We start from the raw sequence: 24,908 nt of genomic DNA, 5'->3' as shown, positions 1-24,908 counted from the left end.
TCTCGCTACCAGTGGGTGTCGGGGGCGGGCTTGAGGGTGTTGTCCTTCCAGTCGGAGTACGGCGCGTTGTACGGCTTCTCGCCGGTCCCGAACTTTTCGTGGGTGTAGCTTGTCAGGTCGCTCTTGCCCAGCGACTTGTCCATGACGTCCATCCCCATGCCGGTCCAGGCGACGCCGAGGCCCGCCTGGTAGGACCTGTAGGCCTTGTCCGCGGCGGCTCCCGCGGCCTCCGGGAAGACGGCCTTGTTCGCTTTCAACATCTTCGCCATGCCCGCCATCTCCTTGTCGCCGAGGTGCGCCAACGTCGACAGCGGGCTGACGCTCAGCGGCCCCTTTGCCACCAGGCCGGTGTTCTGGGAGATGGACTTGCGCATGGCGTTGCGGGCTCCGCCGATGGCCTGCCGCCCCTGCCCTTCCGGCAGTTTGGTCATCACCCGGCCCATGTCGTCCATGATGCCCTTGACACCGTTGAGCCCTCTGCTCAGGCCGGCGGTCCGGGCGGCCTGAGCAGCGCCCACGGTGGCCTTGGCGCCGCCGGCAAGCTTCGCGGCGGCCCCGAGGCCACCCACCACGAGCAGCGCACCCACGACGTCGAAGATGACATCCGTCCAGGTGGCATCGCCGGATGCCACCAGAAGGAGCCTGAGCCCGACCGTGAGTATCGCGATGCCCAGAACGAGCAGGTTCAGGCCGGGGATGAGCAGCGCCAGGAAGCCCGCCACCGTCGCGACCCAGCCGAGAACATCGATGAAGGCCTTGATCAGGTCCGCATTGTCATGGGCCCAGCCCTTGACGTCGTCCCACCACGAGTCCTCGATGATGTCATCGATATCGTCCCTGATCTTGCCCGCGTGGTGGTTGGCGCGGGTGTCGCGCTCGCTGGTGACCGTGTTCAGCTGATTCCGGTATTCCTGCAGGGGATCATGGTCTGTTCCGCTGACGGACGGATGCGGAGTGTTCTTGCCGTCGGAGGCGGACTCCTTCGCCTTCTCGGCCTCGATCTCTTCCTGCTTCTCCTTGGCCCGGCGCAGTGCGTTGTCGGCGTCGGACTGGAAGTCCTCCAACTCATTGGCCCAAGTGGTGAGGTGGCCGTGAACGCGCTCGTAACGACTGGCCACCTCCCGCATGTGTTTCTCCAGGGTGGAGGACTCCTCGCGCAGGCTCTTGACGTACTTACCCTTGAGTTTGTCCTCGTTGCTGATGGCTTGGAGGTTCTTGGCCTGGTCCCTGAGCTTCTCGGCAACCGACACCATGTGGCGGACCTCGGCGCGGATCTCTTCCGGGTCACCGGGTACAGGGTCGGAATCGCACAGCGGCTGCCAATCGACCGGGCGGCGTCTGGACGCTGTCACTTCTTCTGCTTCTTTTCGTCGCGCTTGCTGAACTTGTGGTCGAGTTCCTGGAACGCCTTCTTGGTGCCGGCCACTTGCTGGCCGACCGACTCGATTCCCTCGATGAGCTTGGTGCGGTAGTCGTCCCAGTTGTCGACGAAATCGCCCATGGCGTCAGCTACCGCGCCGGAGCCCCAGTGCCGGCGCATGTCGTCGCGCCGGTTCTCGATATCCTTGAAGGTTGTTCTGAGTTGGCCGAGCGTTCGCTCGGAGTCCGCGAGGAAGTCGTAGTCGACCGTCAGGTCCGGGTCTGCCACTGATGGCCCTCCCTGTGCGTGTGGTGCGGCTCTGCGGTCACCGGTCGACTGCCTGGATTTCCTGGACGATCACGTTCTGTTCGGCGCCGAACTCGCCGTCCGGGAGGTCCTGCGCCTCGTAGACGTCCTTCACGTCGGATGGGAGCTCGACCTCGGGCCGGTCCGCTGCCGTCGCAGCAGAGGGGCTCGGTGAAGCGGACTGCGCAGGGTCACCTCGATCGGCACCCGCGACCTTGTCGTTGTCGCTGGACTTGCCGTCTCCGCTGCCGCAGGCCGTCAGTAGCAGGGCTGTTGACGCGGCGAGCGCGGCGGCGGCGGGCGAAAGGCGGCGCTTCACAGTGAGCTCCCCGTGAGACATGAGTTCGGTCAAGAGCGATGACGCTATCGGTGGGTCCTCTGGTTCGCCACAGTGAACTTCCGTCCACGGACGGACGGGTGGCGAGAATCACGGCAATCCGGTCGCGCTTGTGGTTCGACCGTCGTCGGGTATGCCACGGACCCGGACGGCGCGTGTCGCGTGTGTCCGGGGCCGTCTGCTCCTCGACGAGTTGGTGACGGCGACGTACCCGGTCGAGGACTTCGAGCGGGCGGCGGAGGACGCGCACGCGGGGAAGGCGGCGAGGGCGGTGCTGACGTTCCAGGAGAGGGGCCGGGCCGCCCGCCTCACGTCCGCGCGGGGGTGAGGGAGTCGCCGTCCTCGGTCCCGTCGGGTCCGGTGCCCGACCTGAACGTGCGCCGGTAGGTGGTGGGGGTGACGCCGAGGGTCGCCTGGAGGTGCTGGCGCATCGACTGGGCCGTGCCGAAACCGGCGTCGCGGGCGACCTGGTCGATGGACAGGCCGCTGGACTCCAGGAGATGGCGGGCGTGTTCGACGCGCTGCCGGGTCAGCCACTGCCCGGGGCTGACGCCGACCTCCTCGCGGAAGCGGCGGGTGAAGGTGCGCACCGACATGGACTCCTGCTCGGCCATGTCGCGCAGCTGGATCGGCTCGTGGAGGCGGCCGAGGGCCCAGGCGCGGGCGGCGGTCGTGCCGGCCGACTGCGCCTCCGGCACCGGGCGCCGGATGTACTGCGCCTGGCCGCCGTCGCGGTGCGGGGGGACGACGGTGCGGCGGGCCACCTCGTTGGCGACGGCGGCGCCGTGGTCACGGCGGACGAGGTGCAGGCACAGGTCGATCCCGGCCGCGACACCGGCGGAGGTCAGGACGTCGCCGTCGTCGACGAAGAGCACGTCCGCGTCGACCCGGATCCGCGGGAAGAGCCGCTGGAAGTGCTCCGCGTGCATCCAGTGCGTGGTGGCCGGGCGCCCGTCGAGATATCCCGCGGCGGCCAGGACGTAACCGCCGGTGCAGATGGAGACGAGACGGGTGCCCGGGCGGATGTGCGTGAGGGCGGCGGCCAGTTCCGGAGTCAGGATGCCTTCCTGCTCGACGGGCCCGAGTTCGTACGAGGCCGGTACGACGACGGTGTCGGCGCCGGCCAGCGCCTCGGGGCCGTTGGCGACGAGGACGGCGAAGTCGGCGTCCGTCTCCACGGGGCCGGGCGGCCGGACCGAGCAGGTGACGACCTCGTAGAGCGGCTGCCCGCCGGCGTCCCGCGCCTTGCCGAAGATGCGCTGCGGAATACCCAGCTCGAAGGGGATCAGTCCGTCGAGGGCGAGGACGACGACACGGTGGCGGCGGAGCGTACCCGAAGGGTCCATGGCCCGATCCTAGCGAATGCTGTCCTTCAGGCCAGTGGTTCGGGAGGTCGCGCTCCCCGAGGATCTGTGGCGTGACCCAGACAAGCGAAGCCGCCCCGGCCCCGGAGGACTCCCGGCCCACCCGTCCCGCAGCCCGTCGCCGCGTCCACCGCGCCTGGTCCGTCGCCGCCGTCACCTTCGTGACGATCATCGGCGCGGCCGCCTTCCGGTCGCTGCCCAGCCTGCTGATCGACCCGCTGCGCCAGGAGTTCCACTGGTCGCGCGCCACGATCGGCGCGGCGGTCTCGATCAACTTCGCCCTCTACGGACTGACGGCGCCGTTCGCGGCGGCGCTCATGGACCGCTTCGGCATCCGGCGCGTGGTGGCGATCGCCCTGACCGTGATCGCGGTCGGCTCCGGGCTGACCGTGTGGATGACGGCGGCCTGGCAACTGCTGCTCTGCTGGGGCCTGCTGGTGGGCCTGGGGTCCGGCTCGATGGCGCTCGCCTTCGCGGCGACGGTCACCAACCGCTGGTTCACCGAGCGCAGGGGGCTGGTGACGGGCATCCTGACGGCGGCCTCGGCGTCGGGCCAGCTGATCTTCCTGCCGCTGCTGTCCTGGATCGTCGCCGAGCACGACTGGCGGCCGGCCGCGGTCACCGTGTCCCTCGCCGCCCTCGCGGTCGTCCCCTTCGTCTGGCTGCTGCTGCGCGACCACCCGGCCGACGTGGGCCAGAAGCCCTACGGGGCCAAGGAGTTCGTGCCGAAGCCCGAGCCGGTGAAGGGCGCCGCCCGGCGCGCGGTGACCGTGCTGGCCTCCGCCGTCCGCACGGGACCCTTCTGGCTGCTGGCCGGGTCGTTCGCGATCTGCGGCGCCTCGACCAACGGCCTGATCCAGACGCACTTCGTGCCCGCGGCCCACGACCACCACATGCCCGTACAGGCGGCGGCCTCGCTCCTCGCGGTCATCGGTGTCTTCGACGTGGCCGGCACGATCGCCTCCGGCTGGTTCACCGACCGCTTCGAGCCGCGCCGCCTGCTGGCGGTGTACTACGCCCTGCGCGGCATCTCGCTGCTCTTCCTGCCGATGCTCCTGCACCCGTCGGTGCACCCGCCGATGGTCCTCTTCATCGTCTTCTACGGCCTCGACTGGGTCGCCACCGTCCCGCCCACCCTGGCCCTGTGCCGCGAGCGCTACGGCGAGGACAGCGCCATCGTCTTCGGCTGGGTCCTCGCCTCCCACCAGATCGGCGCCGCCCTCGTCGCCTACCTCGGCGGCGTCGCCCGCGACCACCTCGGCTCGTACAACGTCGTCTGGTACGCCTCGGGCGCCCTGTGCGCGGCGGCCACGCTGATGGTGCTGGTGATCCGGCGCCACAGGCCCGCTGTCCCCCTGCCGGCCACGGGCACGGCCACGGCCGCCTGACGGCTGGGGAGGAGGGCGTACGGGGCCGTGTCGCCGGGCGGTATCGATCGGGGACCGGCCGGGAAGACGCCGGGGAGCGGGTGGGACCGGCCGGGGCTGCCTCGCGGGGGCCGGTCCGGGGCGGCCTTCCGGTGCCGGAGGGGCCGGTCGGGCGGCCGGCCCGACGGCTCGGGTCAGATGAGGAAGCGGCCCTTGTGGAAGAGCAGCGGCGGCACGTCCTCGCCGCCGGGGGTGTCACCGCCCGTGCCGAGCGCGTCCACCCGGCCCACCACGATCAGATGGTCCCCGCCCGTGTGCACCGCGTGGATCGTGCAGTCGACCCAGGCCGCCGCGCCCGCGAGGCGGGGGGAGCCGGAGACCGGTGCGGGCTCGTGGACGACCCCGGCGAACTTGTCGGCGCCACTCACCGCGAACCCCCGGCACAGGTCGCCCTGGTGGGCGCCGAGCACGTTGACGCAGAAGGCGCCGGCTCGGGCGATGCGCGGCCAGGTCGTCGACGTACGGCCGACCATGAAGCAGACCAGCGGCGGGTCGAGGGAGAGGGAGGCGAAGGACTGGCAGGCGAAACCGGCCGGGCCCGCGTCCTCCGCGCCGTCCCCGGCCCGAGCCGTCACCACGGTGACGCCCGTCGCGAAGTGGCCGAGCACCCGCCGGAATTCGGCCGGGTCGACCGGCGCCCGTTCGTCGTCGCCGACCGCGCGCAGCTCCGGGCGCGGCAACGCCTCGACGGGCCCCGCGGCGACGGGGGCCCCGGCCGACCTGAGGTAGCGGACGGCGGCGGCGGCCATCCCTGCGTGTCCCATCACATCAGCCATTGAAGCTGACGGTGCGTCAGATGGGAAGGGGTCCGCGGGCGGGAGGGGGCGTGCGGCCGGGGCGGCCGGGCCCCTCGAAGGACTCGTGCTCCACCCACGTATCTTGTGCCCCATGGGGTGGGGAGAATCCGCGGGACCGACGCGTTCCGGGGGGATGTGGGCCGGTGCCGAGGTGAACCTCGCCGCGGCGATCTGCGCGGCGCAGTTCGCGGTCGCCGTCGCCGTGTGGTGGGTCGGGACGTTCGACGACGACGACCACGGCGCGACCCTGGGCGGTGGCCCCGCCGGGGCCGGAATGCTGTGCGTGCTGGTCTTCGGGCCCCTGCTCCTGGCCGTCCTCGGACTGCTGTGCACGGTGGCCTGCACGATGCCGGCGGCCACGCTCGCCCGGCTGGTGACCCGGTGGCTCCCCGGCCCCGAGGGCGTCTGGCACCTGGCGTTCGCGCTGGCCCTCGGCACGCTCTGGGCCGCGCTCGCGGTCGTCGTCGGCCTTTCTCCCACCGGCGTCACGGCTCCGCTGATCGCCGTGTCCGGGGCCCTGCCCGCGCTGGGGGTCGCCCTCCTGCGGCGGCGGGAGCGCGTCACCGGCCGCCCGTCGACCGGCCGCCGCGTCTGGCGTCGCTCGGCGCTCGCGGCCCTCGTGGCGTGCGGACTGGTCGTCGGGGCGGGCACGGTGGCACTGGCCACGGGACTCATCGAGCCCTACGAGCCGCCGAAGCTCGGCGCCGACCGGCTCGCCGGTGTCTGGCGCGGCGACCACGGGGCCGTGCTGCGCCTGCGCGCCGACGGCCGGGCGGAGCTGACGGCGGTGCCCGCCCAGCCCGAGTTCGAGGACGTGGACACCAAGGAGTTCACGCGCTGCGACGGGGCGGGCACGTGGTCCCTCGACACCAGCGGCCGCTACGACCCGTACGCCGACGGGCCCGCCTCCCAGCGGCGCGACGGTGTCGTCGTCCGCCTCGAGAACTGCGGCCACGACACGTACTGGACCATCGGCGGCACCGCGGTCCGTCCGGAACTGTTCGTCCTCTTCGGCGACCTCGACGCGGGCGACCTGCGCGTCCTGAAGCAGGACCGAGCAGGGCGGGGCCGGGGCTGAGCCGAGCAGGGCGGGGCCGGGCCGGGTGTCGCGGTCCTCCGGGTGGGTGTGGCCGAGGGTGAGACCGGTCAGCGGCCCTGGTAGCGGGGGGTGCGCCGTTCCACGAAGCCGGCCACTCCCTCGGCGGCGTCCACCGTCGTCATGTTGATCTCCTGGGCCGCGGCCTCCGCCGCGAACGCGCTGCCGCGGTCGGCGTCCAGGGAGGCGTTGACGAGCTGCTTGGTGAGGGCCAGGGCCCGGGTCGGCCCGGCGGCGAGCCGCTCGGCCCACTCCCGCGCCGTCTTCTCCAGCTCCTGTGGCGGTACGACCCTGTTGACGAGCCCGATCCGCTCCGCGTCCGTGGCGCTCAGCGCGTCGCCGAAGAACATCAGCTCCTTCGCCCGCTGCGGACCGACGAGGCGGGGCAGCAGATAGGCCCCGCCGCCGTCCGGTACCAGGCCCCGCCGCACGAACACCTCGATGAACCTGGCCGGTTCGGCCGCCAGGACGAGATCGCACGCGAAGGCGAGGTGCGCGCCGATCCCGGCCGCCGTGCCGTTGACCGCCGCGATCACCGGCTTCTCGCAGTCGAGGACGGCGGCGATCAGGCGTTGCGCGCCGAGCCGGACGGTGCGGGCGACGTCGCCGGGCACCCGGTCCCCGGCGGGCGGGCCGCCCCGCAGATCCGCGCCCGCGCAGAACCCGCGGCCCGTCGCCGTGATCACGACGGCCCGCACGCCGGGGTCGGCGGACGCCGCCGAGAGCAGGGAGATCACGCGTTCCCGCTGGTCCCGGGTGAGCGCGTTCATCACCTCGGGCCGGTCGAGGGTGATCCACGAGACGGCGTTGTCAGTGGTGTGGCGTATCAATGAGTCGAGGGGCTTTTCGGTTGATCCATGAGGTGTGGTGGTTCTGCGGGACGCACGGGGGGAGTCGGTCATGGGGGTGCTCCGTTTCGTACGGCGGACGGGGGGCTGCCGTCTCAGCGGCACATCACCAGCGCGTCCAGGGCCACCGCGCCCTGACCGCGCGGCAGCACCATCAGCGGGTTGATGTCCAGCTCCGAGATGTCGTCCCCGAGTTCGAGCGCCATGCGCTGCACCCGGATCACGACCTCCACCAGCGCGTCCACGTCCACCGGCGGGCCCCCGCGCACCCCGTCGAGGAGTGCCCGCCCCCGCAGTTCGGCCAGCATGGCCAGCGCCTGGTCCTCGCCGAACGGCGGCACCCGGACGGCCGCGTCGCGCAGCACCTCCACGAGGATCCCGCCGAGCCCGACCGTCACGGTCGGCCCGAAGAGCCGGTCGTGCGTGACGCCGACGACCATCTCGACGCCCCGTTCGACCATCTGGCACACGAGGACCCCGTCCAGGGAGATGCCTTCGTAGCGGGCGATGTCGGTGAGTTCGCGATAGGCGTCGCGGACCTGGCTGGCGGAGGTCAGTCCGATCTTGACCAGGCCGAGTTCGGTCTTGTGGGCGATCTGCGCGCCGGAGGCCTTCATGACCAGCGGGTAGCCGACCTGGCTCGCCGCGCGCACGGCCGCCGCCGCGCTGGTCACCAGCTGCTCGCGCGGTACGCGGATCCCGTACGCGCGCAGCAGTTGCTTCGCGCCGTGTTCGCTCAGCTGCTGGCCCGGGCGCATCAGGGCCTGCGCCTTGCGGAAGGAGGGGGACGGGGTGCGCGGGGCCTCGTCGAAGGGCGAGCGGTAGGCGGCGGTGAACCGCGCGTGGTCGAGGTGGGCACGGACGGCGGTGATGCAGTTGGCGAACGTCCGGAAGGTGGCGACCCGGGACGACCCGAGCAGGGTCTCGCGGTACGCGGCCTCGGTGCCGACCGGCGACCCCCACACCACGCACACCAGCTTGTCCGTCTGTTCCGCCGCGTCCACCAGGTCCTGCGCCAGCTTGTCGCTCATGGGCGGGAAGGGCCCGGTGATCGGACAGATCAGCACGCCGACGGACGGGTCGGCGAGGATCGCGTCGATGATCTTCCGCCCGCGCCAGTCGCCGACCGGGTGGCCGCCGTTGTCGACCGGGTTGGCGACGTTCAGGTAGTCGGGTATCCAGGTGTGCAGTTCGGCCTGTTTGGCGTCGGAGAGGACCGGCAGGTCGAGGCCCGCCGCGCTCGCCAGGTCCGCGAAGTGCGCGCCCGTGCCGCCCGAGATCGAATAGACGACGACCCCGTCCGCTCGGGGCGCCCGGGCCCGCGCCAACAGTGCCGCCGTGTCCTGGAGTTCGTCGAGTCCGTCGACCCGGATCACGCCGTACTGCCGCATCGCCGCGTCCACCACGGCGTCGGCTCCGGTCAGCTTGCCGGTGTGGGAGGCGGCGGTGCGGGCGCCGGTCTCGGTGCGGCCTACCTTGACCGCGACGACGGGGGTTCCGCGCCGGGCGGCGCGGTCCGCGGCGAGGAGGAAGGACCGGCCGTCCTTGAGCCCCTCGACGTAACAGGCGATGGCGCCGACCTCGGGCCGTTCGGAGAAGTAGGAGATGAAGTCGGCGGTCTCCAGGTCGGCCTCGTTGCCGGTGGGGGCCCAGTGGGAGAGGCGGACGCCGAGCTGCTGCATCGCGAACACCGGCCGGCCCTGGTGGCCGGACTGGGTGATGAGGGCGATCGCGGGGCCGTCGAGGTCGTCGCGGAAGTTCTCGAAGGCGTTGAGGTTGGTGTTGGGCCCGAGCAGGCGCAGGCCGGAGCGGCGCACGGCGGCGGCGAGGCGGGCCTGCGCGGCGGCGCCCTCGGCGCCGGTCTCCGCGAATCCGGAGGCGAAGGCGACGGCGAACTTCACCTTGGCCTCGGCCAGTTCCTCGATCACCGGAAGGGGGTCGCCGACGAGGAGCACCGCCAGATCCACCTGTTCCGGCAGGTCCGCGACGGAGGGGAGGCACGGCAGGCCGAAGACGGACCTGCGGGTGGGATGCACCGGGTGCAGCCGGGCGCCGACGCGTTCGGCCCAGGCGATCAGCTGCCGGGTGATCCCGGTGTTGGGCCGCCCCTCGGCGTCCGAGGCGCCGATCACGGCCACGGACTCCGGACGGAAGAAGCGGTCCAGATCGGGGACGGCGGCGTACAGCGGGCGACCGCTGACGTCGAGGTCGTCGACCTCGGCCGGCCGGCCGTGCACGACCGGTGAGGGCTGCTCGCCGCAGGCGATGACCCGGGCCCGGCGGGAGTCGGTGGTGAGGGTGCCGTGGGTTGATCCAAGCATCGGTCCGCCCGCTCCTGTGTGACAGCCAACTTTTGACGGCCGACTTTTAACGGCCAACATTTAACTGACGTAGTGTCAGATTACTTAACTGACGCCGCGTCAGGAACCGTTGTGCAGGGATGGGCTTCTCTTAGGTACCCGGCGGGCGCCGCCGGGGAACCGTCTGTGCCGGAGTTCGGGACCCGGTGTCGGTCCGGAGCGGTCCGGTGCGGTGCGGTGCGGTGCGTTGTGGGTCGGGGCCGTGTCGGTACATCCGCCCGTCGCCGTCGGGTGAGGTGTGGGCGTCGGTGGCGACGGGCTTGCGATGTACCGGCACGGCCCCTTCCGTGCGCTGCCGACTGCGGGTCCCCCTTCCTCGCGGGGCGGGGACTTTCAGCACTCCGGGCGCGTTCCGGGCCGCGGCCGTGAAACTCGGCCCGTCCGAGCCGCTTTTCGGTGTGGGGTGGTCTTCAGCCCGACCGGCCGTGCTCCGGGAGGCCTTCGGCCCCTACCGCGCGTACCCGGCCGCGCTGCGATTTCCAGCCCCTTTGGCGTTTGAGGAGCGGGGTCCGGGGCGGAGCCCCGGGTACGGGTCGGGCAGGGGCGGAGGGGGTGAGAATCCGCCTGGCCGGGGTGCGATCGCCGGTGCCCGGGGCTTGGGGTCTGGGGCTTGGGGCTTGGGGTCTGGTGGTGGTGGGGGGTGCGGGTGTCAGGGGGTGGGTGTCGGCTTGGAGGTGTGGCGGGCGATCGACTTTGCGATTTTCTCGGCGTCGAGGGCGAGTTCGCGGAACATGCCGCTGATGGGGTTGGTGAAGCCGGTGAAGTACAGGCCGGGCGCGTTCTTCGGGGTGCGCCCGCCGTGCACGACCGGGCGTCCGCGGCCGTCGAGCACGGCGAGGTGCCCGACGATGCCCTCCAGGGCCCGGGAGTAGCCGGTCGCGGCGATCACGACGTCCGGGTCGATCCGGCTTCCGTCGGCGAGGACGACCTTGCCGTCCTCGAAGCTCTCGACTGCGGCGACGATCTCGACCTTCCCCTTGCGGACGGCGTCGATGAGACCGACGTCCTGGACGGGGACGGCGCCCTCGTTGACGCGGGAGTAGAGCCCGGTGTCGGGGCGGGGCAGGCCCTGGGCCGCCAGGTCGGGCACGCTCAGCCGCGCCATCGGTCCGGCCAGCGCGTCCACGAGACGCACCGGGAGCCGGCGTACGACGATGCCCGTGAACTGCGCGGCCCAGCCGGCCGTCGAGCGGCGCACGATGTGCGGCGTGGTGCGTACGGACAGCCGTACGCGCGAGGCGCCGCCCTCGACCAGGTCCACGGCGATCTCGGCGCCCGTGTTGCCGGCGCCGACGACGAGCACGTCACGGCCCGTGTAGGGGGCCGGGTTGCGGTACTCCCCGGCGTGCAGCAGTTCGCCGGCGCGGGCGTCGCGGCCCGGCCAGTCCGGGAGGCGCGGGGTGTGGTTGTAACCGGTCGCGACGACCACCGCGCTGCCGGTCAGCTCGCGGCCCCCGGTGGCGTGCAGCAGCCAGCCGTCGCCGTCCGGGGCGGGCTCGATACGGGAGACCTCGACACCCGTGACGATCTCCAGCGCGTGGTGCTCGGCGTACTTCTCCAGGTAGCGCACCACGTTGTCGCGTGCCACCCAGCGCCCGAACGAACGCGGGATCGCCAGTCCGGGCAGCGCGGACAGCCGGCGGGTGGTGTGCAGGTGCAGCCGGTCGTAGTGGCCTCGCCAGGACGCGCCGACCTGGTCCGACTTCTCCAGCACGACAGCCCGTACGCCCCGGGCGCGCAGGGCGTACGCCGCCGCGAGCCCACCGGGGCCGCCTCCGATCACGTACACGGGGCGGTCCTCGTGGGACGGCACCGTGCGGGAGGTCGTGGAAGCAGTCGAGTCGGCCATGAGCGCGAGCGTAATCACGACTTTGCTTGATAGGTCTCGGTCAAGACCGGAATCGGTTGCGAACTGGTCACGACTGTGGGAGGAGTGCGTGCGACTCGTGGCGTAGATCACTTCGACATGGTGGGGGCGTGCGAAAAGCGTGTTGTTGCCGCAGGTGAGCGCCGGGGTGTGCGCTCGTCGGCAGGGCGCGGAATCGGGCCCGCGCGCCCCTCGGGGGAGGTCGAAATGGGCGGGAGCCCGGTATCGGGGTGGCGGGTGCGCAGTCGCGTGGTGCCGCGGGACTGCGCGCGCGTGACGTTCGCACTTCCCGCCCGGTCGTGCCGGGCTCTTGCGCGGGCGTCGCGGTGCGTCGAAACTGACGTTCCGTCAGATCCGGCGCGCTGCGGGAGGTTCGGCCATGGACACGATCTGGCTCGGCGGTGCTGAATGGCTGGCCGTGCTCCGTATCGGGCTCGGGCTGTGGTGGCTGGAGAGCTGGCGGCACAAGGACAAGAAGGGCTGGTTCGAGCGGGGGACCGGGATCGCGTGGGCGGCGGATGTCGCGGCCAAGCACCGGTGGAACGCCGTGCGGTCCGGTTTCGACGCCGTCGTCGCTCCCCGCCCCCGGACGATGGCGTACGTCGTCGTGTACGCGGAACTGGCCCTCGGCCTCGGACTGGTGGCCGGCCTCCTGACACCCGTCGCCCTGATCGGGGGACTGCTCCTCAACGTCCTCTACTTCACGCTCATGATCCACGACTGGGCGGAGCAGGGACAGAACGCGATGATGGCGCTGGTCTCGGCCGTCGCGCTGTTCGGGATGTCCTGGCAGACGTGGTCGCTGGACGACGTGCTGGGACTCTTCGGATGAGCGGGGCCTCGGAGCCCGGGGAGTCCGGGAAGCCCGGGGAGTCCTGGAAGGCCGGGGATGCGGCACGTTCTGTGGGCGTTGCGGGCTCGGGCGCGGCGGGTTCAGGGGGCCGGGCGGGTTCGGAGGGGGGCGCGGGCTCCGTAGGCGCGGCGCGTTCCGTGGTGGCGGCCGGTCCCGGCGGCCGGTTCGACGTGCCGGAGGCGGACGCCTTCACCCGGACGTACTGGGACGCGGCGGCCGAGGGGCGGCTGCTGATCCGGCACTGCGCGGCCTGCGACCACGTCCACCACTACCCCCGGGAGTTCTGCCCGCGCTGCTGGAGCGAGGACGTGGGCTGGCGGACCGCGAGCGGACGCGCCACGCTCTACACCTGGTCCGTCGTGCACCGCAACGACCTGCCGCCGTTCGGCGGGCGCGTGCCGTACGTCGCCGCCGTCGTCGACCTGACGGAGGGCCCCCGCGTGATGACCGAGGTGGTCGGGTGCGAGGAGGCGGCGCTGGCGATCGGCATGGACCTGGAGGTCGCGTTCCGGGCGGGGGTCCCGGTGTTCCGGCCCGCGTCCCGCGCCGGGGGCTGACCGGCCGTGCGCGGAGGGGCCGTTGCCCGGTACCGCTGTCCCGGGGGCCTCCGGCGCCCCGGTCCCGCGCGGGGCGTGACCCGGGGGCCCGGAGGGGTTTGAATGGCCGGATGTCCGACGTACATGAGCAGTTCGCCGTCCGTCCGTACCCCGAGCTGACCGGCCTCGGTCTGCGGCTACGCCCCTGGGACCCGGAGTCCGACGCCGATGTCTCGGCGTATCTGCGCGGGATGTCCGACCCGGAGTTCCTGCGCTGGAACACCCCGCTCAAGTTCGTCCGGGACGTCGACTCCGCCGGGGAGTCGCTCCGTTCGCGCGGCGAGGCCGCGGAGAAGGGCACCGTGGTCTCCTTCTGCGTCACCGACGCGGAGACGGGCGGGACACTGGGCCACATCGGCCTCAACGAGATCGACCACGTCAGAAGCTTCGCCATCGTCGGCTACTGGGTACTCCCGGAGGCCAGGGGCCGCCATGTCGCGACCCGCGCCCTCCTCCTCACGGCCCGCTTCGGCTTCACCGACCTCGCCCTGCACCGCCTCGACCTCGGCCACGCCGTGGGCCACGAGGTGTCCTGCCGGGTGGCCGAACGCTGCGGGTTCCGGTACGAGGGCACGATGCGCGGCGCGATGTTCGAGGAGGGCCGCCACGACGCGTTCCGTGACACCCACCTGCACGGACGGCTGGCGACGGACCCGGAGCCCGCGCCGCCGGTTCGGTGAATCGGTGGGCCCGTGAGTCCGTGGGCCCGTCCGTCGTGATTGCGGTGTGGCGGTGCGTGCTCGCGGGTCCCCGGAGGTGGCCGGGGGCGTCGGTAAATCGGAGGCACGGTCCGGTGGCCGCACGGGACCATCGGACATGACCTCCGTGACGTACGCGTGGCAACTCACCCATGACCTCGACGCGTTCCTCGGCAGGGCCGGGGACTTCCTCCGGTCCCGGCCCGCGGAGCACACCGTCGCGCTGACCGTGACGGACGTGCTGCGAAGACGGGGGCCGGGCCAATTCGGGGAGGGCGCGCCGGTCTTCGGGCACCTGGAGCGGGAGGGGGAGACCACGGCGGCCTTCTTCCGGACGCCGCCGTACCGGCTGTACCTCACGTCGCTCGACCAGCGGGGAGCCGGGACGCTCGCCGCGGTGCTCGCGGACGCCGGGACGGAGGTGCCCGGGGTCTCCGCCGACGCGGACACCGTCGCGGCCTTCGCGGAGGCCTGGCGGGGACGGACGGGAGCGAGGCCCGTGCCGGTGTCGAGCGAGCGGTTGTACCGGCTCGGCTGCCTGACGGTGCCCGAGCCCGCGCCGCCCGGCCGGGCCCGGGTCGCGGGCGGGGACGACCGCGACCTGCTCGCCCGCTGGTACGCGGAGTTCGCCGAGGCGGTCGGTGAAGGCGAACACCGCGACGGCGGGGCCTGGGCCGACGACCGGATCTCCTACGGAGGCGTCTCGCTCTGGGAGACCCCCGACGGCACCCCCGTCGCCATGGCCGGCGCGACGGCCCCGATCGCCGGACAGGTGCGGGTCGGCCCCGTCTACACCCCGGCCCACCTGCGCGGCCGGGGTTACGCCGGTGCCGCCACCGCCGAGGTGAGCCGCGCCGCGGTCGCGGCCGGCGCCCACGAGGTGCTGCTCTTCACCGACCTCGCCAATCCGACCAGCAACGGCCTTTACCTGCGCCTCGGTTACCGCCCCGTCTCGGATTTCGCGACGTACGACTTCACGTACGACGTCACGTAAGACGGCCCGCGCGACTCCACGGACGACAGCGGCTTGGCGGTGAATGGGGTGTGACGTCCGGTCTCCTCCCGGGCTAGGGCCAGAGCAGCTCGGTGGTCCAGCCGGTCTCCGTGCGGCGGTAGACGAGGCGTGCGTGGCGTCGGCGGGCGTCCCCCTGGAAGAACTCGACCTCGTCCGGGCGGAGGCGGTAGAGGGTCCAGGTGGGAACCGGGGAGTGCGGGGCGCTCTCGGCGCGCTCCCAGGCCGCGTCCGACGCCTGGGCCAACTCCGCCAGGGAGGGCAGGACGTCGCTCTGGTGACCCACCAGCGCGGCGGCCAGCGCCCCCGTGGACCGCGCGTGCAGGTCCGCCTGGCTCTCCTCGGGCGGTGCGACGGTGACGGGGCCCCGGAGCCGGATCTGGCGTCCTTGGGCGGGCCAGTAGAAACCGAGTGCCGCGTACGGACGGGCGGCGATCTGTCGTCCCTTGCGGCTGGTGGCGTGGCTGGCGAAGGCCCACCCGTCCTCGTCCGCTCCGTGCAGCATCACGATCCGGACGTCGGGCAGCCCGTCCTCGTCCGCCGTCGCCAGCGACACCGTGTGCGGCTCGGACTGCCCTGCCGCCACGGCCTGCGTGAACCACTCCGTGAACAGCGCCAACGGTTCGGCGGGCGCCGCGGCCGGGTCGAAGGACGGCAGCTCGGTGTCCCACACGCGCAGCGACCTCAGTACCTCGTGCAGATCCGTTCCCATGCCCCGAGTATCACTCGGGGAGCCGGCGGAACCGCGTCGGCAGCACGCCGTGCGGTCCTTCCGCGTCGACTCCGCGAGCGATGCCGACGCGCCGCGACATGGGTGCCTGGCTCGACGGCCCCGTGCGACCGATGAGTTCCGAAGAAGGGTGCGGTCCGGTGCGCTTGGACGTTCAGGGAACCGAGAGGAGACGGGCGACTGTGGACCTGACGGAACGGATTCGGTCGAAGTCCGGCCGCGGCGACGAGCGGGGGTGGCACCCGCCTCGGACACCTCGTTCGACCGGGAGGCCTGGCCGCTGGACTCGGGGCCCGGCCAGGACACCGTCGTGCCGCCGGGCGGTGACCGCGGTGACGGCCCGGCACTGGAGGCCGGGGCCCCAGGCGACACGGGCGACGCCTGCGCCGAGGGCAAGGTCTTCACCGACGTACGTCTGGACACCCACGCCGACTACGAGGTCTTCGGCGTCGAGCTGCACGGCGGCCCCGGTACGGAGCGTTCGCTGCGGCTGAAGGTCCGCAACAACGGGCCCGGCGACCCCGGCCGCGGTACGACACGGGTGTTCGCTCCGCCGCCCGGTGCCGTGCTGAAGGAGCCGATGAGGACGGCTGATGAAGATGAACAGGCACCGGCCTGCGACTCGGCCGACGGGACGTACCGCTGCCCGGTGGACGAGCTCGGACCCGGCGAGAGCCGTGACTTCGAGTTCACCCTGCGCCTCGACGGACCGGGGGAGGGCGGCGTGACCCTCCAGGACGCCGGTCCGTCGCTCGGCCGCCGCGACCCGAACCCCGGCAACGACACGGCCGTCGTCACCGTCCTGCCCTGACCGGTCGGCCGCCGTCCGGGCTCTACCGTCCCAGCACGACCGTTCCCGACGAGCAGAACCAGCCTCCTGTCCCGGAGGCCACCGCCAGCCGCGGGAGGGTGCCGTCGGAGCGGCGCACCTGTCGTGCCTCCGGCAGCTCGCCCCGCAACTGCCGTACGGCCTCCACCAGCAGGAACAGGCCGCGCATGCCGGGGTGCTGGGCCGACAGTCCGCCGCCGTCGGTGTTCACCGGCAGTTCCCCGCCCACCAGCAGCCGCCCCTTCGCGGCGTCCACGAAGGGGCCGCCCTCACCCTTGGCGCAGAAGCCGAGGTCTTCCAGGGTCACCAGGGTCATGTAGGTGAAGGCGTCGTAGATCTCGGCGAAGTCGATCTCGGCCGGGCGGACTCCGGCCCGCTCGAAGGCGAGCCGCCCGCTCACCGCCGCCGGGGAGACGGTGAAGTCCGCCCACTCGGACATGCTGGTGTGGGAGACGTGTTCGCCGGTGCCGAGCACCCACACCGGGGCCGTGCGGCAGTCGCGTACGTACTCCTCGGCCGCCAGCAGCACGGCCGCGCCGCCGTCGGAGCGGATGCAGCAGTGCAGTCTGGTGAAGGGGTCCGCGATCATCGGGCCCGACAGGACGTCGTCGACGGTGACCGGGTCGCGGAACATCGCCTCCGGGTTGCCTGCCGCGTTCGCGCGGGCCTGGACGGCGACCGAGGCGAGCTGTTCGAGCGTGGTGCCGTACGTGTGCATGTGGCGGCGCGCGGCCATCGCGTACTTGGCGATCAGCGTGTGCCCGTACGGGACCTCGAACTGGAGCGGACCCCGGGCGCCGAAGGACAGGTCGCCGGTGCGGCGGCCGGCCTTGATGTCGGCGCGGGCGGTGGAGCCGTAGACGAGCAGGACGGCCTCGGCGTGACCCGCCGCGATCGCGTCGGCCGCGTGACCCGCCATGACCTCCCAGGTGGAGCCGCCGACGGAGGTCGAATCGACCCACGTGGGGCGCAGGCCCAGGTATTCGGCCACCTCGACGGGGGCGAGGGTGCCGAGGCCCGCCGACGCGAAACCGTCGATCACCGAGCGGTCCAGACCCGAGTCGGCCACCGCGCGGCGCGCGGCCTGGGCGTGCAGTGCGTACGGGGTCGCCTCGTCCACGCGGCCGCAGTCGGACAGGGACACGCCGACGACGGCGACCTTTCGGCGGCCGTGCTCCCCGGGGGCAGACGTCATGGATCTGACGGTACATCAGATAACCCTTCCGTCGGGAGGTGCTCGCGCCCGGGTGGTCGAGCCGGACCGTGCGCCGGTCGCGCCTCTGTGCATCTGGGGTCCTCCGCCCTAACATGACGGCCCGTCAGGTCAGGGACTCCGGTTGCCCCGTGGTCCCACGGCCTCGTCACCCCGCGGTTGCCGGTGCCCCGCGGTCCCGGCGCTCCGCAGTGCCGGTCGGCGCCCGCCGGTTCCGCCGCGCCGCCGTTCCGCCGCCCGACGAGGGAGGAGCCCGCCCATGGATGCCCATCTCACCGCGGAGCAGGAGGAGATCCGCCGCACCCTGCGGGAGTTGCTCGTGAAACGGTGCGGCTCGGAGGAGCTGAGGGCGGCCGGACGGACCCCCGACGGCTATGACCACGGGCTCTGGGAAGCCCTCGCGGGCGGGCTCGGACTGCCCGGACTCGCGCTCCCCGAGAGATACGGCGGGGTCGGCTGCTCCATCACCGAACTCGCCCTCGCCTGCGAGGAGTCGGGGCGCGCGCTCGCCCCCTCGCCCCTGCTGGCCACGGCCGTGCTCGTCGCCCCGCTGGTCCTGGCGCTCGGAACCGAGGCCCAGCGCGCGGCCCTGTTGCCGCCGCTGGCCTCCGGCGCGCTGACCGCCGCCCTCGCGGTGCCGGGAACGGGCCTGGCCACCGCCCTCGGACTGGTCGGCGACAACCGCGGGGACTGGGCGGGCGGCGGTCGCGCGGGAGGTGTGCAGGCGCGTCGGGAGGACGGCGCGTGGCGGCTCTACGGCCAGGCGGCGCAGGTGCTCGACGGGCACAGTGCCGGGCTGCTGGTGGTGGCCGCGCACACCGGCGGGTTCGCGCGCTCGCGGACCCTGCTGTTCCTGGTGCGGGCCGGCGCCGCCGGGCTCGTCCGCGCGCGGCAGACGTCACTGGACGGGACCCGGCCGCAAGCGCGCCTCGAACTGCGCGAGGTGGAAGCCGAGTTGCTGGGCGACGAACGGGCCGACGTGCCCGCCGCGCTGGCCGCCGTCGGGGACGCGGCCGCCGCCGTCCTCGCCGTCGAGGCCGTGGGCGCCGCCGACCGGACGCTGGAGAGGACCGTCGAACACGTCCGCCGCCGTGAGCAGTTCGGGCGGGCCATCGGGTCCTTCCAGGCGGTCAAGCACCGGCTCGCCGACGTGTACGTGGGGGTACAGGCGGCGCGCTCGGCCGCGTACTACGCGGCGTGGGCCACCGGGGCGGGCGGCGAGCGGGTGGGCGGTCTCGCGCTCGCCCAGGCGCTGGAGTCGCTGCGCACCGCCGCCTCCGAGGGCATCCAGCTGCACGGCGGCGTCGGCTTCACCTGGGAACACGACGCCCATCTCTACTTCAAGCGCGCGTCCGGCGACGAGCTGCTCTTCGGTCCCGTGCACCGGTTGCGCGCGCACGCCGCCGACGCCGCGCGGCTCTTCGCCGGCGGGGAGGTGGCGGTCTGATGGCGGCGGCCAGGCGTTCGCGTACGGGTGGAGCTGTCGGTACGGGTACGGGTACGGGTACGGGTACGGGTGGGGAGGCTGCCGGAGCGCGGGCGGCGGCTGCCGGAAACGGTGCGGAGGGACGCGTGGGCACGGGGACCGGAGCGCGGCGGATGCCCGGGGTGCGGCTGGTGCAGCGGGTCTCCTCGACGCGGGCCTTCGCCCGGGTGGCACCCCATCTCATCCCGGCCCTCGACCGTGCCGTGCACCGGCTGACGCGCGGCCGGGTGCTGCTCAGTGCCCAGATGCTGCCGGGGGTCGTCCTCACCGCGCGCGGTGCGAGGAGCGGCCTCGAGCGCCGGACCCCGCTGGCGTGCATGCCGGAGGGCGGCGTGCCGGGTTCCGCGGCGGGTTCCGGCTGGATCCTGATCGGCTCCAACTTCGGCCGTACGGACCACCCCGCCTGGACGGCGAACCTCATCGCCCATCCCGAGGCCACCGTCAACTGGAAGGGCGAGGACATCCCCGTGACCGCCCGGCTCCTCGCGGGAGAGGAACGGGCCGAGGTCTGGCGGGCGGCCCTCGCGTTCTGGCCGCCGTACGCCGCCTATCAGGCCCGGGTGGACCGGGAGATACGCCTCTTCAGGATCGTGCGGCGACCGGCGGCCGCGGACCTCCCGGAGGGTGAGGCGAGTCCGTCCGGGCTGTAGACCGGCCGGTTCACGACGGGGTGACTGCCGCCCGGTTCGCGACGGGGCGACGGGTGTCCGGGAGGGGTGGAGTTCGGTGTTTCCCGCGGGGGACGGTCGGGGGCCCGCCCGTACAGCGCAGCGGGCGGCGGCCCGCCCGGAACATTCTCCGGAGTGGACCGCCGCCCGCATGACAGGAACCGGGGCGTGCGTTCAGGATCGGGAAGCTACTTCGTCGGCTTCTTCCCGGTCACGCCCAGATACACCAACAGCGCGAGATTGGGCTTGAGTTCGGCCTGCTTAACGCCCCACGACTGGAAGCCCTTCTGGTGCGAGGCGACCGCGGCGAGCATGGCCACGAGTGAACCGGCCATCGCGGCCGGGTTCACGTCCTTGTCGACCTTGCCCTTGGCCTGGAGGTCGGTGACCGAGTTCGTAAGGGAGTTGTTCACGGAATTCAGGATCTTCATGCGGATCTTGTAGAACCGCTTGTCGCCCTCGGCGGCACCGAGGTCGACGACGCGGAGGATCGCGTCGTTCCTGCGCCAGAACTCCAGGAAACCGTCCACGAGTTCCTGGGCGGTCTGCCAGCCGGCCTTGCCGACCCAGGAGCGCCCTTCGAGCAGCTGGGTCAACCCCGCGCCCTCGGCGGCCATTTGCTCGGCGATCTCCAGGACGGCGCCTTCGACGTCCGGGAAGTACTGGTAGAAGGTCGCCGGCGAAGTGCCTGCCTTCCGGGCGACGTCAATGACTTTGACATCCCGGTAGGGCGAGGAGCTGAGCATCTCGCTGAGGCAGTCGAGCAGCTTCTGCCGGGTCGCCTGCCCACGTCGTCCGGCCACGCGGCCGTCGACGGTACGCACTTGTCCTGTCATGCCGTCAGCTTACCGAGGGGTGATCGGAGCGCGATTCGGCCGACTGCAAATGGGGTGCGGCCGTACATCGCGGGGGTTCGGCGGGGGTTCGGCGGAGAGTTCACCGTGGTCGTCGAGGCGTTCTCCGGCGTTCCTGGACCGTGCTCCCGCGCACCCACGCGGACGCCCTCGGCGGGAGCGGCGCGGGAGCAGTCGCGCGTGGCCCCGGGCGAGGGGGGTGTTGTCGCCCGGCGAGCGCGAAGGGAAGAGGGTGTTGGAGTCGCGCGCCCGCTTCTCGCCGGCCGGTCGCGCGGCGATAGGCGCGCGCCTCCCCGGCCGGCCGCGGGGCGGCGCGCGCCCTTCCGGGCCGGCCGCGGGGCGGCGCACGCGGTCGATCCGGTCGCTCGCGGCGGCGGCGCACGCGTCCTCCCCGGCCCGTCCGGAACCCTCGCCCCGCCCTCCTGCGGGGCCGTGAGCAGGAACGGAGCGTCACCGGAGCGGATGCGTCCGCTCTGCGGGATGCGGAAAGGGCCGTTAGCTTGGCCGCATGGCCGAATCAGCCGTTGTCGCCGCGTTCCCCGAGGGCGTGCCCTGCTGGGTCGACGCGCAGCTCCCCGACGTGGAGGCGGGCAAGCGCTTCTACGGCGAGCTCTTCGGCTGGACGTTCCCCGAGGAGGCCGGGTTCCCGAGCCGGGCGGACCTGGACGGCGAACCCGTCGCCGGGCTCACGCCCAAGAGCGACGGCCGGATGCCCACCGTGTGGACGGTGTACTTCGCGACGCCGGACGCCGTGGCGCTCACCCGGCGGATCACGGAGGCGGGCGGCCGGATCATCACCGCGCCCGTGGGGGCCGGGGCGTCGGGCGAACTGGGCCGGGAGGCCCTGGCCACCGACCCGGAGGGTGCCGTCTTCGGCCTGTGGCAGCCCGGTACCCATCCCGGCTTCGCCCGACGGCACGAGCGGCACGCGTTCTGCTGGGCCGAGTTGTACGCGCGCGACACCGCGACCGTCGACCGCTTCTACGGCACCCTGTTCCACGACGCCCTGTTCGGACCCGACGCGACCCCCGACTTCGGCCGCGTCCCCGTCTCGGGCGTCTTTCCGGCCGAGATGCCCCCCCATTTCCTGGTCCATTTCGGCGTCGAGGACTGCGCGGAGGCACTCGGGACGGTGAACCGGCTCGGCGGTCGCGTCCAGGTGACACCCTTCGACACGTCGTACGGGCGGGTGGCCGTCGTCACGGACAATCAGGGGGCGTCGTTCGCCGTACTGCAACGGTGAACGTCCCTCGACCTGCCGCGACGGCACTTCGGCGGTGACGGTGCCCCGGCGTCGCAGGAGAACCCGCTTGTGAGGCGGAACGCTTCTGCGCCGAGGGGCGCGTTCGTTCGAAGTGAGGGACGGCACTTCCGGGGTCAAGAGTGGGGTACTTCTGGGGTGAGGGGCGCATTTCGGCCTTGAACCGTCGCGCCCCGGCGGCCGTACTTCTGTGGGGGCGGCTGTTTTGTCACAAGACACCCCGATCCGCCCCCGGGTTCGCAACCTGTGGCCGGGCCAGGAAGAATCGGGGTGCGTGCCGCCATGGCGGTGCGGTGGTGAGACGCTGCACTGGGCCGCGTTCATACGTGGATGACGCGACCCGTACGGGGAGGTGGCAGGCAAGTGGTGGATCAGCTGACGCAGCACGATCCGCGGCGGATCGGGCCGTTCGAGGTGCTGGGACGGCTGGGTGCCGGCGGCATGGGGCTGGTCTATCTCGCGCGCTCGGCTTCCGGCCGACGCGTGGCGATCAAGACGGTCAGGACGGAGCTCGCCGAGGACCAGTTGTTCCGGGTCCGCTTCTCGCGCGAGGTCGAGGCGGCCCGCGCGGTGTCGGGCTTCTACACGGCGGCCGTGGTCGACGCCGACGCCCGTGCCGCGGTGCCGTGGCTGGCCACCGCCTACGTGCCCGCGCCCTCGCTCGAAGAGATAGTGAATGAGTGCGGGCCGCTCCCGGCCCAGGCGGTGCGCTGGCTGGCGGCGGGTGTCGCCGAGGCGCTCCAGTCGATCCACGGCGCGGGACTCGTCCACCGCGACCTCAAGCCCTCGAACGTCCTGGTGGTCGAGGACGGGCCGCGCGTGATCGACTTCGGCATCGCGTCCGGCGTCTCGAACACCCGTCTGACCATGACCAATGTCGCCGTCGGCACGCCCGCGTACATGTCGCCCGAGCAGGCGAAGGACTCGCGCAGTGTGACCGGCGCCAGCGACGTGTTCTCGCTCGGCTCGATGCTCGTCTTCGCCGCGACCGGGCACGCCCCCTTCCACGGAGCCAACCCCGTCGAGACGGTCTTCATGCTGCTCCGCGAGGGCCCGGACCTCGAAGGACTCCCCGACGAGCTGCGCCCGCTCATCGAGTCCTGCATGCAGATGGACGCCACGGCCCGCCCCAACCCCGCCGACCTCCAGGCCCAGCTCGCGCCCCACCTCTTCGGCTCCGGCTCCGACGACAGCGGTACGGCGTCGGCCTGGCTGCCCGAACGGGCGGTGGGCCTGATCGAGACCCGCCGCGGGGGCCGCCCGCCGGTCAAGCCGCAGCCCACGGGCGGTGGACGCAGCGGCGGGGGCCGCGCGACGGTACCGCCGCCGCCCGCGCACGCCCCGGTGTCCGTGGGGGCACCCGACCCCGGCCCCGTGCGTCTCGCGGGCGCGCCGGTGCCCATCGGCCCGGGCCCGCGTGTCCTGGACGCCCGTGCCGCCGCCGTGAAGGCGCCGCCTCCGGAAGCCGGGCTCGCGGCGTCCTGGTCCCGGCCGCGCCCCGGAACGAACGGCGCCGACCAGGCGCCCGTGCCCACGGTCGCGCCCCCCGTGCCCGACGTGCCGGCCGGCTGGCGTCCCTGGCGCTTCCGTATGTCGAACGACGTGTGGGGCACTCCCTCGGTCGCCGACGACCTCGTCTACGTCACCTCCTTCGAGGTCCACGCCCTCGACGTCGCGACGGGCCGCCGCCGCTTCAAGACCCGGGACGTGGCCTGGTCCATGGCGGTGGCGGACGGCCGCATCCACGCGTCCGACGGGCCGACGCTGTTCGCGCTGGAGGCCCGGGAGGGCGGGGATCTGTGGCGCCTGTCCACGGACGCCTGGGTCTACTCGCTCCAGGCCGAACGCGGCACGGTCGTCACCGGCACGCGCGGCGGCGGCGTCCAGGCCTGGGAGGCCTCGACCGGCCAGAAGCTCTGGGAGGTCAACGGCGCTCAGACGGACTTCGAGTCGCCCGAGGCGGGCCCGGCGCTGCACGACGGCACGGTGTTCGTCTGGAAGGACGCGCGGCTGCGCGCGCTGGAGGCCCGTACGGGCGAGGAGCGCTGGTCGTACCCGATCGGTGACGCGGCCTCCTGCGGCGGCGTGCCGGTGCGCGTCACCCACGGGCCCGACGGCTACGCCTACGTCTCCGCCGGCACCCGTGTCCTCGCCGTCGACGTGGCGAGCGGTCACGTCCGCTGGCACTTCGAGGCCCCGGCCGTCTTCCTGTGCCCGCCCACCTTCGCCCCGGGCCCGGCGGTGACCGGCGGCGGCGTCTACCTGGCCGACTACCTCGGCACGGTGTACGCCCTGGACGCGGCCGACGGCCGCGACCGCTGGCGCATCGCCACCGAGTCCCGTGCCTCCGCCGAACCGGTCCTGGTCGCCGCCGGCCACGTCCACGTGGGCAGCGGCAAGGGCCTGTACACGCTGGACGCCGTCACCGGGACCCCGAAGTGGCGCTTCCAGGCCGGGGGAGACCTGGTCGGCGCCCCGGCGGTGGCCGACGGCCGCATCCACTTCGGCTCGACGGACCATCTCCTGTACACCCTGAAGGCCGACGACGGGCGCCTGCGCTGGAAGCTGGCCACCGGCGGCGAGATCACCGGGGCACCCGTGGTCAAGGACGGCGTCGTGTACGCGTGCAGCAAGGACCGCTGTGTGTACGCGCTGGACGCGGAGAAGGGGACCGGGACCGCCCGCACGACGTGACGGCCCCGGGCAGTGGAGTGCGGGGCCGCGTACGCCACGCGAGCCCCCGTACGAGGTGAGGGGGCCCGCGGGACGAGGTGAGCGGGCCCGGCCCGCGGCCCGCTCCGGGTGCCGGCACCGACCTCCGTCGTGACCACCCCGGCCGCGCGGAGCGAGCCCGGGGGCCGGGTGACGGAAGCCGCCCGACGGCACCTGGCCCGGGCACACACCCGGCGCAGCCCAGGAAAGCTCCGGCGCCGGCCGGGAGGGCTT

At 72.9% G+C, this 24,908-nt stretch carries 23 protein-coding genes; 12 read left to right on the top strand and 11 right to left on the bottom strand.

Annotation, left to right across the window (positions count from 1 at the left end):
• Positions 1 to 5 precede the first annotated feature (5 nt).
• The 3 genes from ACFYW7_RS18115 to ACFYW7_RS18105 are packed head-to-tail and all read right to left on the bottom strand — an operon-like array spanning position 6 to position 2,018.
• A complete protein-coding gene (locus tag ACFYW7_RS18115) occupies positions 6 to 1,352 on the bottom strand; it encodes a hypothetical protein (RefSeq protein ID WP_389503255.1) in 1,347 nt (448 codons plus the stop codon).
• The gene (locus ACFYW7_RS18110) at positions 1,349 to 1,648 is read right to left on the bottom strand and encodes a WXG100 family type VII secretion target (RefSeq protein ID WP_389503253.1); all 300 of its coding nucleotides are present in this window, start codon (positions 1,646 to 1,648) and stop codon (positions 1,349 to 1,351) included. Before ACFYW7_RS18110 ends, ACFYW7_RS18115 begins: the two co-directional genes overlap by 4 nt.
• 37 nt (positions 1,649 to 1,685) lie before the next feature.
• Positions 1,686 to 2,018 carry a hypothetical protein gene (locus tag ACFYW7_RS18105; protein WP_389503251.1) on the bottom strand — a complete coding sequence of 111 codons (333 nt, stop codon included), beginning with the start codon at positions 2,016 to 2,018 and terminating at the stop codon, positions 1,686 to 1,688.
• 118 nt (positions 2,019 to 2,136) lie between these two features.
• Between ACFYW7_RS18105 and ACFYW7_RS18100 the strand changes: the two genes are divergently transcribed.
• Positions 2,137 to 2,331: a hypothetical protein gene (locus tag ACFYW7_RS18100; protein WP_389503751.1), complete on the top strand. Its 195-nt coding sequence runs from the start codon at positions 2,137 to 2,139 to the stop codon at positions 2,329 to 2,331.
• On the opposite strand, the gene ACFYW7_RS18095 is transcribed toward ACFYW7_RS18100, so the two are convergent.
• Positions 2,312 to 3,349: a GlxA family transcriptional regulator gene (locus tag ACFYW7_RS18095; RefSeq protein ID WP_389503249.1), complete on the bottom strand. Its 1,038-nt coding sequence runs from the start codon at positions 3,347 to 3,349 to the stop codon at positions 2,312 to 2,314. The two genes, ACFYW7_RS18100 and ACFYW7_RS18095, sit on opposite strands and share 20 nt — an antisense overlap.
• Positions 3,350 to 3,420: 71 nt before the next feature.
• Between ACFYW7_RS18095 and ACFYW7_RS18090 the strand changes: the two genes are divergently transcribed.
• Positions 3,421 to 4,755, top strand: a complete 1,335-nt coding sequence (locus ACFYW7_RS18090) for an MFS transporter (RefSeq protein WP_389503247.1) — start codon at positions 3,421 to 3,423, stop codon at positions 4,753 to 4,755.
• A 173-nt stretch (positions 4,756 to 4,928) separates the two neighbouring features.
• Here the strand turns inward: ACFYW7_RS18090 and ACFYW7_RS18085 are convergent, their stop codons facing one another.
• Complete coding sequence (locus ACFYW7_RS18085; RefSeq protein WP_389503245.1) at positions 4,929 to 5,570, bottom strand: flavin reductase family protein; 642 nt, start codon at positions 5,568 to 5,570, stop codon at positions 4,929 to 4,931.
• Between the two features lie 112 nt (positions 5,571 to 5,682).
• Between ACFYW7_RS18085 and ACFYW7_RS18080 the strand changes: the two genes are divergently transcribed.
• Positions 5,683 to 6,669: a hypothetical protein gene (locus ACFYW7_RS18080; RefSeq protein ID WP_389503243.1), complete on the top strand. Its 987-nt coding sequence runs from the start codon at positions 5,683 to 5,685 to the stop codon at positions 6,667 to 6,669.
• 68 nt (positions 6,670 to 6,737) lie between these two features.
• Here the strand turns inward: ACFYW7_RS18080 and ACFYW7_RS18075 are convergent, their stop codons facing one another.
• The 3 genes from ACFYW7_RS18075 to ACFYW7_RS18065 all read right to left on the bottom strand — a co-directional run bounded on the left by ACFYW7_RS18075 (position 6,738) and on the right by ACFYW7_RS18065 (position 11,744).
• Positions 6,738 to 7,589, bottom strand: a complete 852-nt coding sequence (locus tag ACFYW7_RS18075) for an enoyl-CoA hydratase/isomerase family protein (RefSeq protein WP_389503241.1) — start codon at positions 7,587 to 7,589, stop codon at positions 6,738 to 6,740.
• A 41-nt stretch (positions 7,590 to 7,630) separates the two neighbouring features.
• Positions 7,631 to 9,856 (bottom strand): acetate--CoA ligase family protein, encoded by a 2,226-nt coding sequence (locus ACFYW7_RS18070; RefSeq protein ID WP_389503239.1) that lies wholly within the window; start codon positions 9,854 to 9,856, stop codon positions 7,631 to 7,633.
• 688 nt (positions 9,857 to 10,544) lie between these two features.
• On the bottom strand, positions 10,545 to 11,744 hold the full coding sequence (locus tag ACFYW7_RS18065) for a flavin-containing monooxygenase (protein ID WP_389503237.1): 1,200 nt from the start codon (positions 11,742 to 11,744) through the stop codon (positions 10,545 to 10,547).
• 397 nt (positions 11,745 to 12,141) lie between these two features.
• Here ACFYW7_RS18065 and ACFYW7_RS18060 point away from each other — a divergent pair, with 397 nt between their 5' ends.
• The 4 genes from ACFYW7_RS18060 (at position 12,142) to ACFYW7_RS18045 (ending at position 14,903) form a co-directional block, all read left to right on the top strand.
• A complete protein-coding gene (locus tag ACFYW7_RS18060; RefSeq protein ID WP_389503235.1) occupies positions 12,142 to 12,594 on the top strand; it encodes a DoxX family protein in 453 nt (150 codons plus the stop codon).
• A 158-nt stretch (positions 12,595 to 12,752) separates the two neighbouring features.
• Entirely contained in the window at positions 12,753 to 13,172 is a 420-nt protein-coding gene (locus ACFYW7_RS18055; RefSeq protein ID WP_389503233.1) for a Zn-ribbon domain-containing OB-fold protein, read from the top strand.
• 110 nt (positions 13,173 to 13,282) lie between these two features.
• Entirely contained in the window at positions 13,283 to 13,891 is a 609-nt protein-coding gene (locus ACFYW7_RS18050; protein WP_389503229.1) for a GNAT family N-acetyltransferase, read from the top strand.
• A gap of 136 nt (positions 13,892 to 14,027) precedes the next feature.
• A complete protein-coding gene (locus ACFYW7_RS18045) occupies positions 14,028 to 14,903 on the top strand; it encodes a GNAT family N-acetyltransferase (protein ID WP_389503226.1) in 876 nt (291 codons plus the stop codon).
• 73 nt (positions 14,904 to 14,976) lie between these two features.
• Here ACFYW7_RS18045 and ACFYW7_RS18040 read toward each other — a convergent pair whose 3' ends face one another.
• Entirely contained in the window at positions 14,977 to 15,633 is a 657-nt protein-coding gene (locus tag ACFYW7_RS18040) for a pyridoxal 5'-phosphate synthase (RefSeq protein WP_389503224.1), read from the bottom strand.
• 253 nt (positions 15,634 to 15,886) lie between these two features.
• Between ACFYW7_RS18040 and ACFYW7_RS18035 the strand changes: the two genes are divergently transcribed.
• Positions 15,887 to 16,462 carry a hypothetical protein gene (locus ACFYW7_RS18035; protein ID WP_389503222.1) on the top strand — a complete coding sequence of 192 codons (576 nt, stop codon included), beginning with the start codon at positions 15,887 to 15,889 and terminating at the stop codon, positions 16,460 to 16,462.
• A gap of 22 nt (positions 16,463 to 16,484) precedes the next feature.
• Here ACFYW7_RS18035 and ACFYW7_RS18030 read toward each other — a convergent pair whose 3' ends face one another.
• Entirely contained in the window at positions 16,485 to 17,675 is a 1,191-nt protein-coding gene (locus tag ACFYW7_RS18030; protein ID WP_389503220.1) for an acetyl-CoA acetyltransferase, read from the bottom strand.
• 277 nt (positions 17,676 to 17,952) lie between these two features.
• Between ACFYW7_RS18030 and ACFYW7_RS18025 the strand changes: the two genes are divergently transcribed.
• Complete coding sequence (locus tag ACFYW7_RS18025; RefSeq protein WP_389503218.1) at positions 17,953 to 19,140, top strand: acyl-CoA dehydrogenase family protein; 1,188 nt, start codon at positions 17,953 to 17,955, stop codon at positions 19,138 to 19,140.
• A 152-nt stretch (positions 19,141 to 19,292) separates the two neighbouring features.
• Complete coding sequence (locus ACFYW7_RS18020) at positions 19,293 to 19,829, top strand: nitroreductase family deazaflavin-dependent oxidoreductase (RefSeq protein ID WP_389503729.1); 537 nt, start codon at positions 19,293 to 19,295, stop codon at positions 19,827 to 19,829.
• A 206-nt stretch (positions 19,830 to 20,035) separates the two neighbouring features.
• Here ACFYW7_RS18020 and ACFYW7_RS18015 read toward each other — a convergent pair whose 3' ends face one another.
• Positions 20,036 to 20,683: a TetR family transcriptional regulator gene (locus ACFYW7_RS18015; protein ID WP_389503216.1), complete on the bottom strand. Its 648-nt coding sequence runs from the start codon at positions 20,681 to 20,683 to the stop codon at positions 20,036 to 20,038.
• A gap of 526 nt (positions 20,684 to 21,209) precedes the next feature.
• On the opposite strand from ACFYW7_RS18015, the gene ACFYW7_RS18010 reads away from it, so the two are divergent.
• A complete protein-coding gene (locus tag ACFYW7_RS18010) occupies positions 21,210 to 21,944 on the top strand; it encodes a VOC family protein (RefSeq protein ID WP_389503214.1) in 735 nt (244 codons plus the stop codon).
• Positions 21,945 to 22,325: 381 nt separating this feature from the next.
• A complete protein-coding gene (locus ACFYW7_RS18005; RefSeq protein WP_389503212.1) occupies positions 22,326 to 24,656 on the top strand; it encodes a PQQ-binding-like beta-propeller repeat protein in 2,331 nt (776 codons plus the stop codon).
• Positions 24,657 to 24,908 lie beyond the last annotated feature (252 nt).

It is taken from the genome of Streptomyces sp. NPDC002580, from assembly GCF_042889485.1.
GTDB lineage: Bacteria > Actinomycetota > Actinomycetes > Streptomycetales > Streptomycetaceae > Streptomyces.
Note: the sequence above shows the minus strand (reverse complement) of the source record. Positions and strands in the feature narration are given on the sequence as shown.

Coding starts and splice junctions, on each gene's coding strand:
- ACFYW7_RS18100 (WP_389503751.1), top strand. CDS start 2,137: ATGCCACGGACCCGGACGGCGCGTGTCGCGTGTGTCCGGGGCCGTCTG.
- ACFYW7_RS18095 (WP_389503249.1), bottom strand. CDS start 3,349: ATGGACCCTTCGGGTACGCTCCGCCGCCACCGTGTCGTCGTCCTCGCC.
- ACFYW7_RS18085 (WP_389503245.1), bottom strand. CDS start 5,570: ATGGCTGATGTGATGGGACACGCAGGGATGGCCGCCGCCGCCGTCCGC.
- ACFYW7_RS18080 (WP_389503243.1), top strand. CDS start 5,683: ATGGGGTGGGGAGAATCCGCGGGACCGACGCGTTCCGGGGGGATGTGG.
- ACFYW7_RS18075 (WP_389503241.1), bottom strand. CDS start 7,589: ATGACCGACTCCCCCCGTGCGTCCCGCAGAACCACCACACCTCATGGA.
- ACFYW7_RS18070 (WP_389503239.1), bottom strand. CDS start 9,856: ATGCTTGGATCAACCCACGGCACCCTCACCACCGACTCCCGCCGGGCC.
- ACFYW7_RS18065 (WP_389503237.1), bottom strand. CDS start 11,744: ATGGCCGACTCGACTGCTTCCACGACCTCCCGCACGGTGCCGTCCCAC.
- ACFYW7_RS18060 (WP_389503235.1), top strand. CDS start 12,142: ATGGACACGATCTGGCTCGGCGGTGCTGAATGGCTGGCCGTGCTCCGT.
- ACFYW7_RS18050 (WP_389503229.1), top strand. CDS start 13,283: ATGTCCGACGTACATGAGCAGTTCGCCGTCCGTCCGTACCCCGAGCTG.
- ACFYW7_RS18045 (WP_389503226.1), top strand. CDS start 14,028: ATGACCTCCGTGACGTACGCGTGGCAACTCACCCATGACCTCGACGCG.
- ACFYW7_RS18040 (WP_389503224.1), bottom strand. CDS start 15,633: ATGGGAACGGATCTGCACGAGGTACTGAGGTCGCTGCGCGTGTGGGAC.
- ACFYW7_RS18030 (WP_389503220.1), bottom strand. CDS start 17,675: ATGACGTCTGCCCCCGGGGAGCACGGCCGCCGAAAGGTCGCCGTCGTC.
- ACFYW7_RS18025 (WP_389503218.1), top strand. CDS start 17,953: ATGGATGCCCATCTCACCGCGGAGCAGGAGGAGATCCGCCGCACCCTG.
- ACFYW7_RS18020 (WP_389503729.1), top strand. CDS start 19,293: ATGCCCGGGGTGCGGCTGGTGCAGCGGGTCTCCTCGACGCGGGCCTTC.
- ACFYW7_RS18015 (WP_389503216.1), bottom strand. CDS start 20,683: ATGACAGGACAAGTGCGTACCGTCGACGGCCGCGTGGCCGGACGACGT.
- ACFYW7_RS18010 (WP_389503214.1), top strand. CDS start 21,210: ATGGCCGAATCAGCCGTTGTCGCCGCGTTCCCCGAGGGCGTGCCCTGC.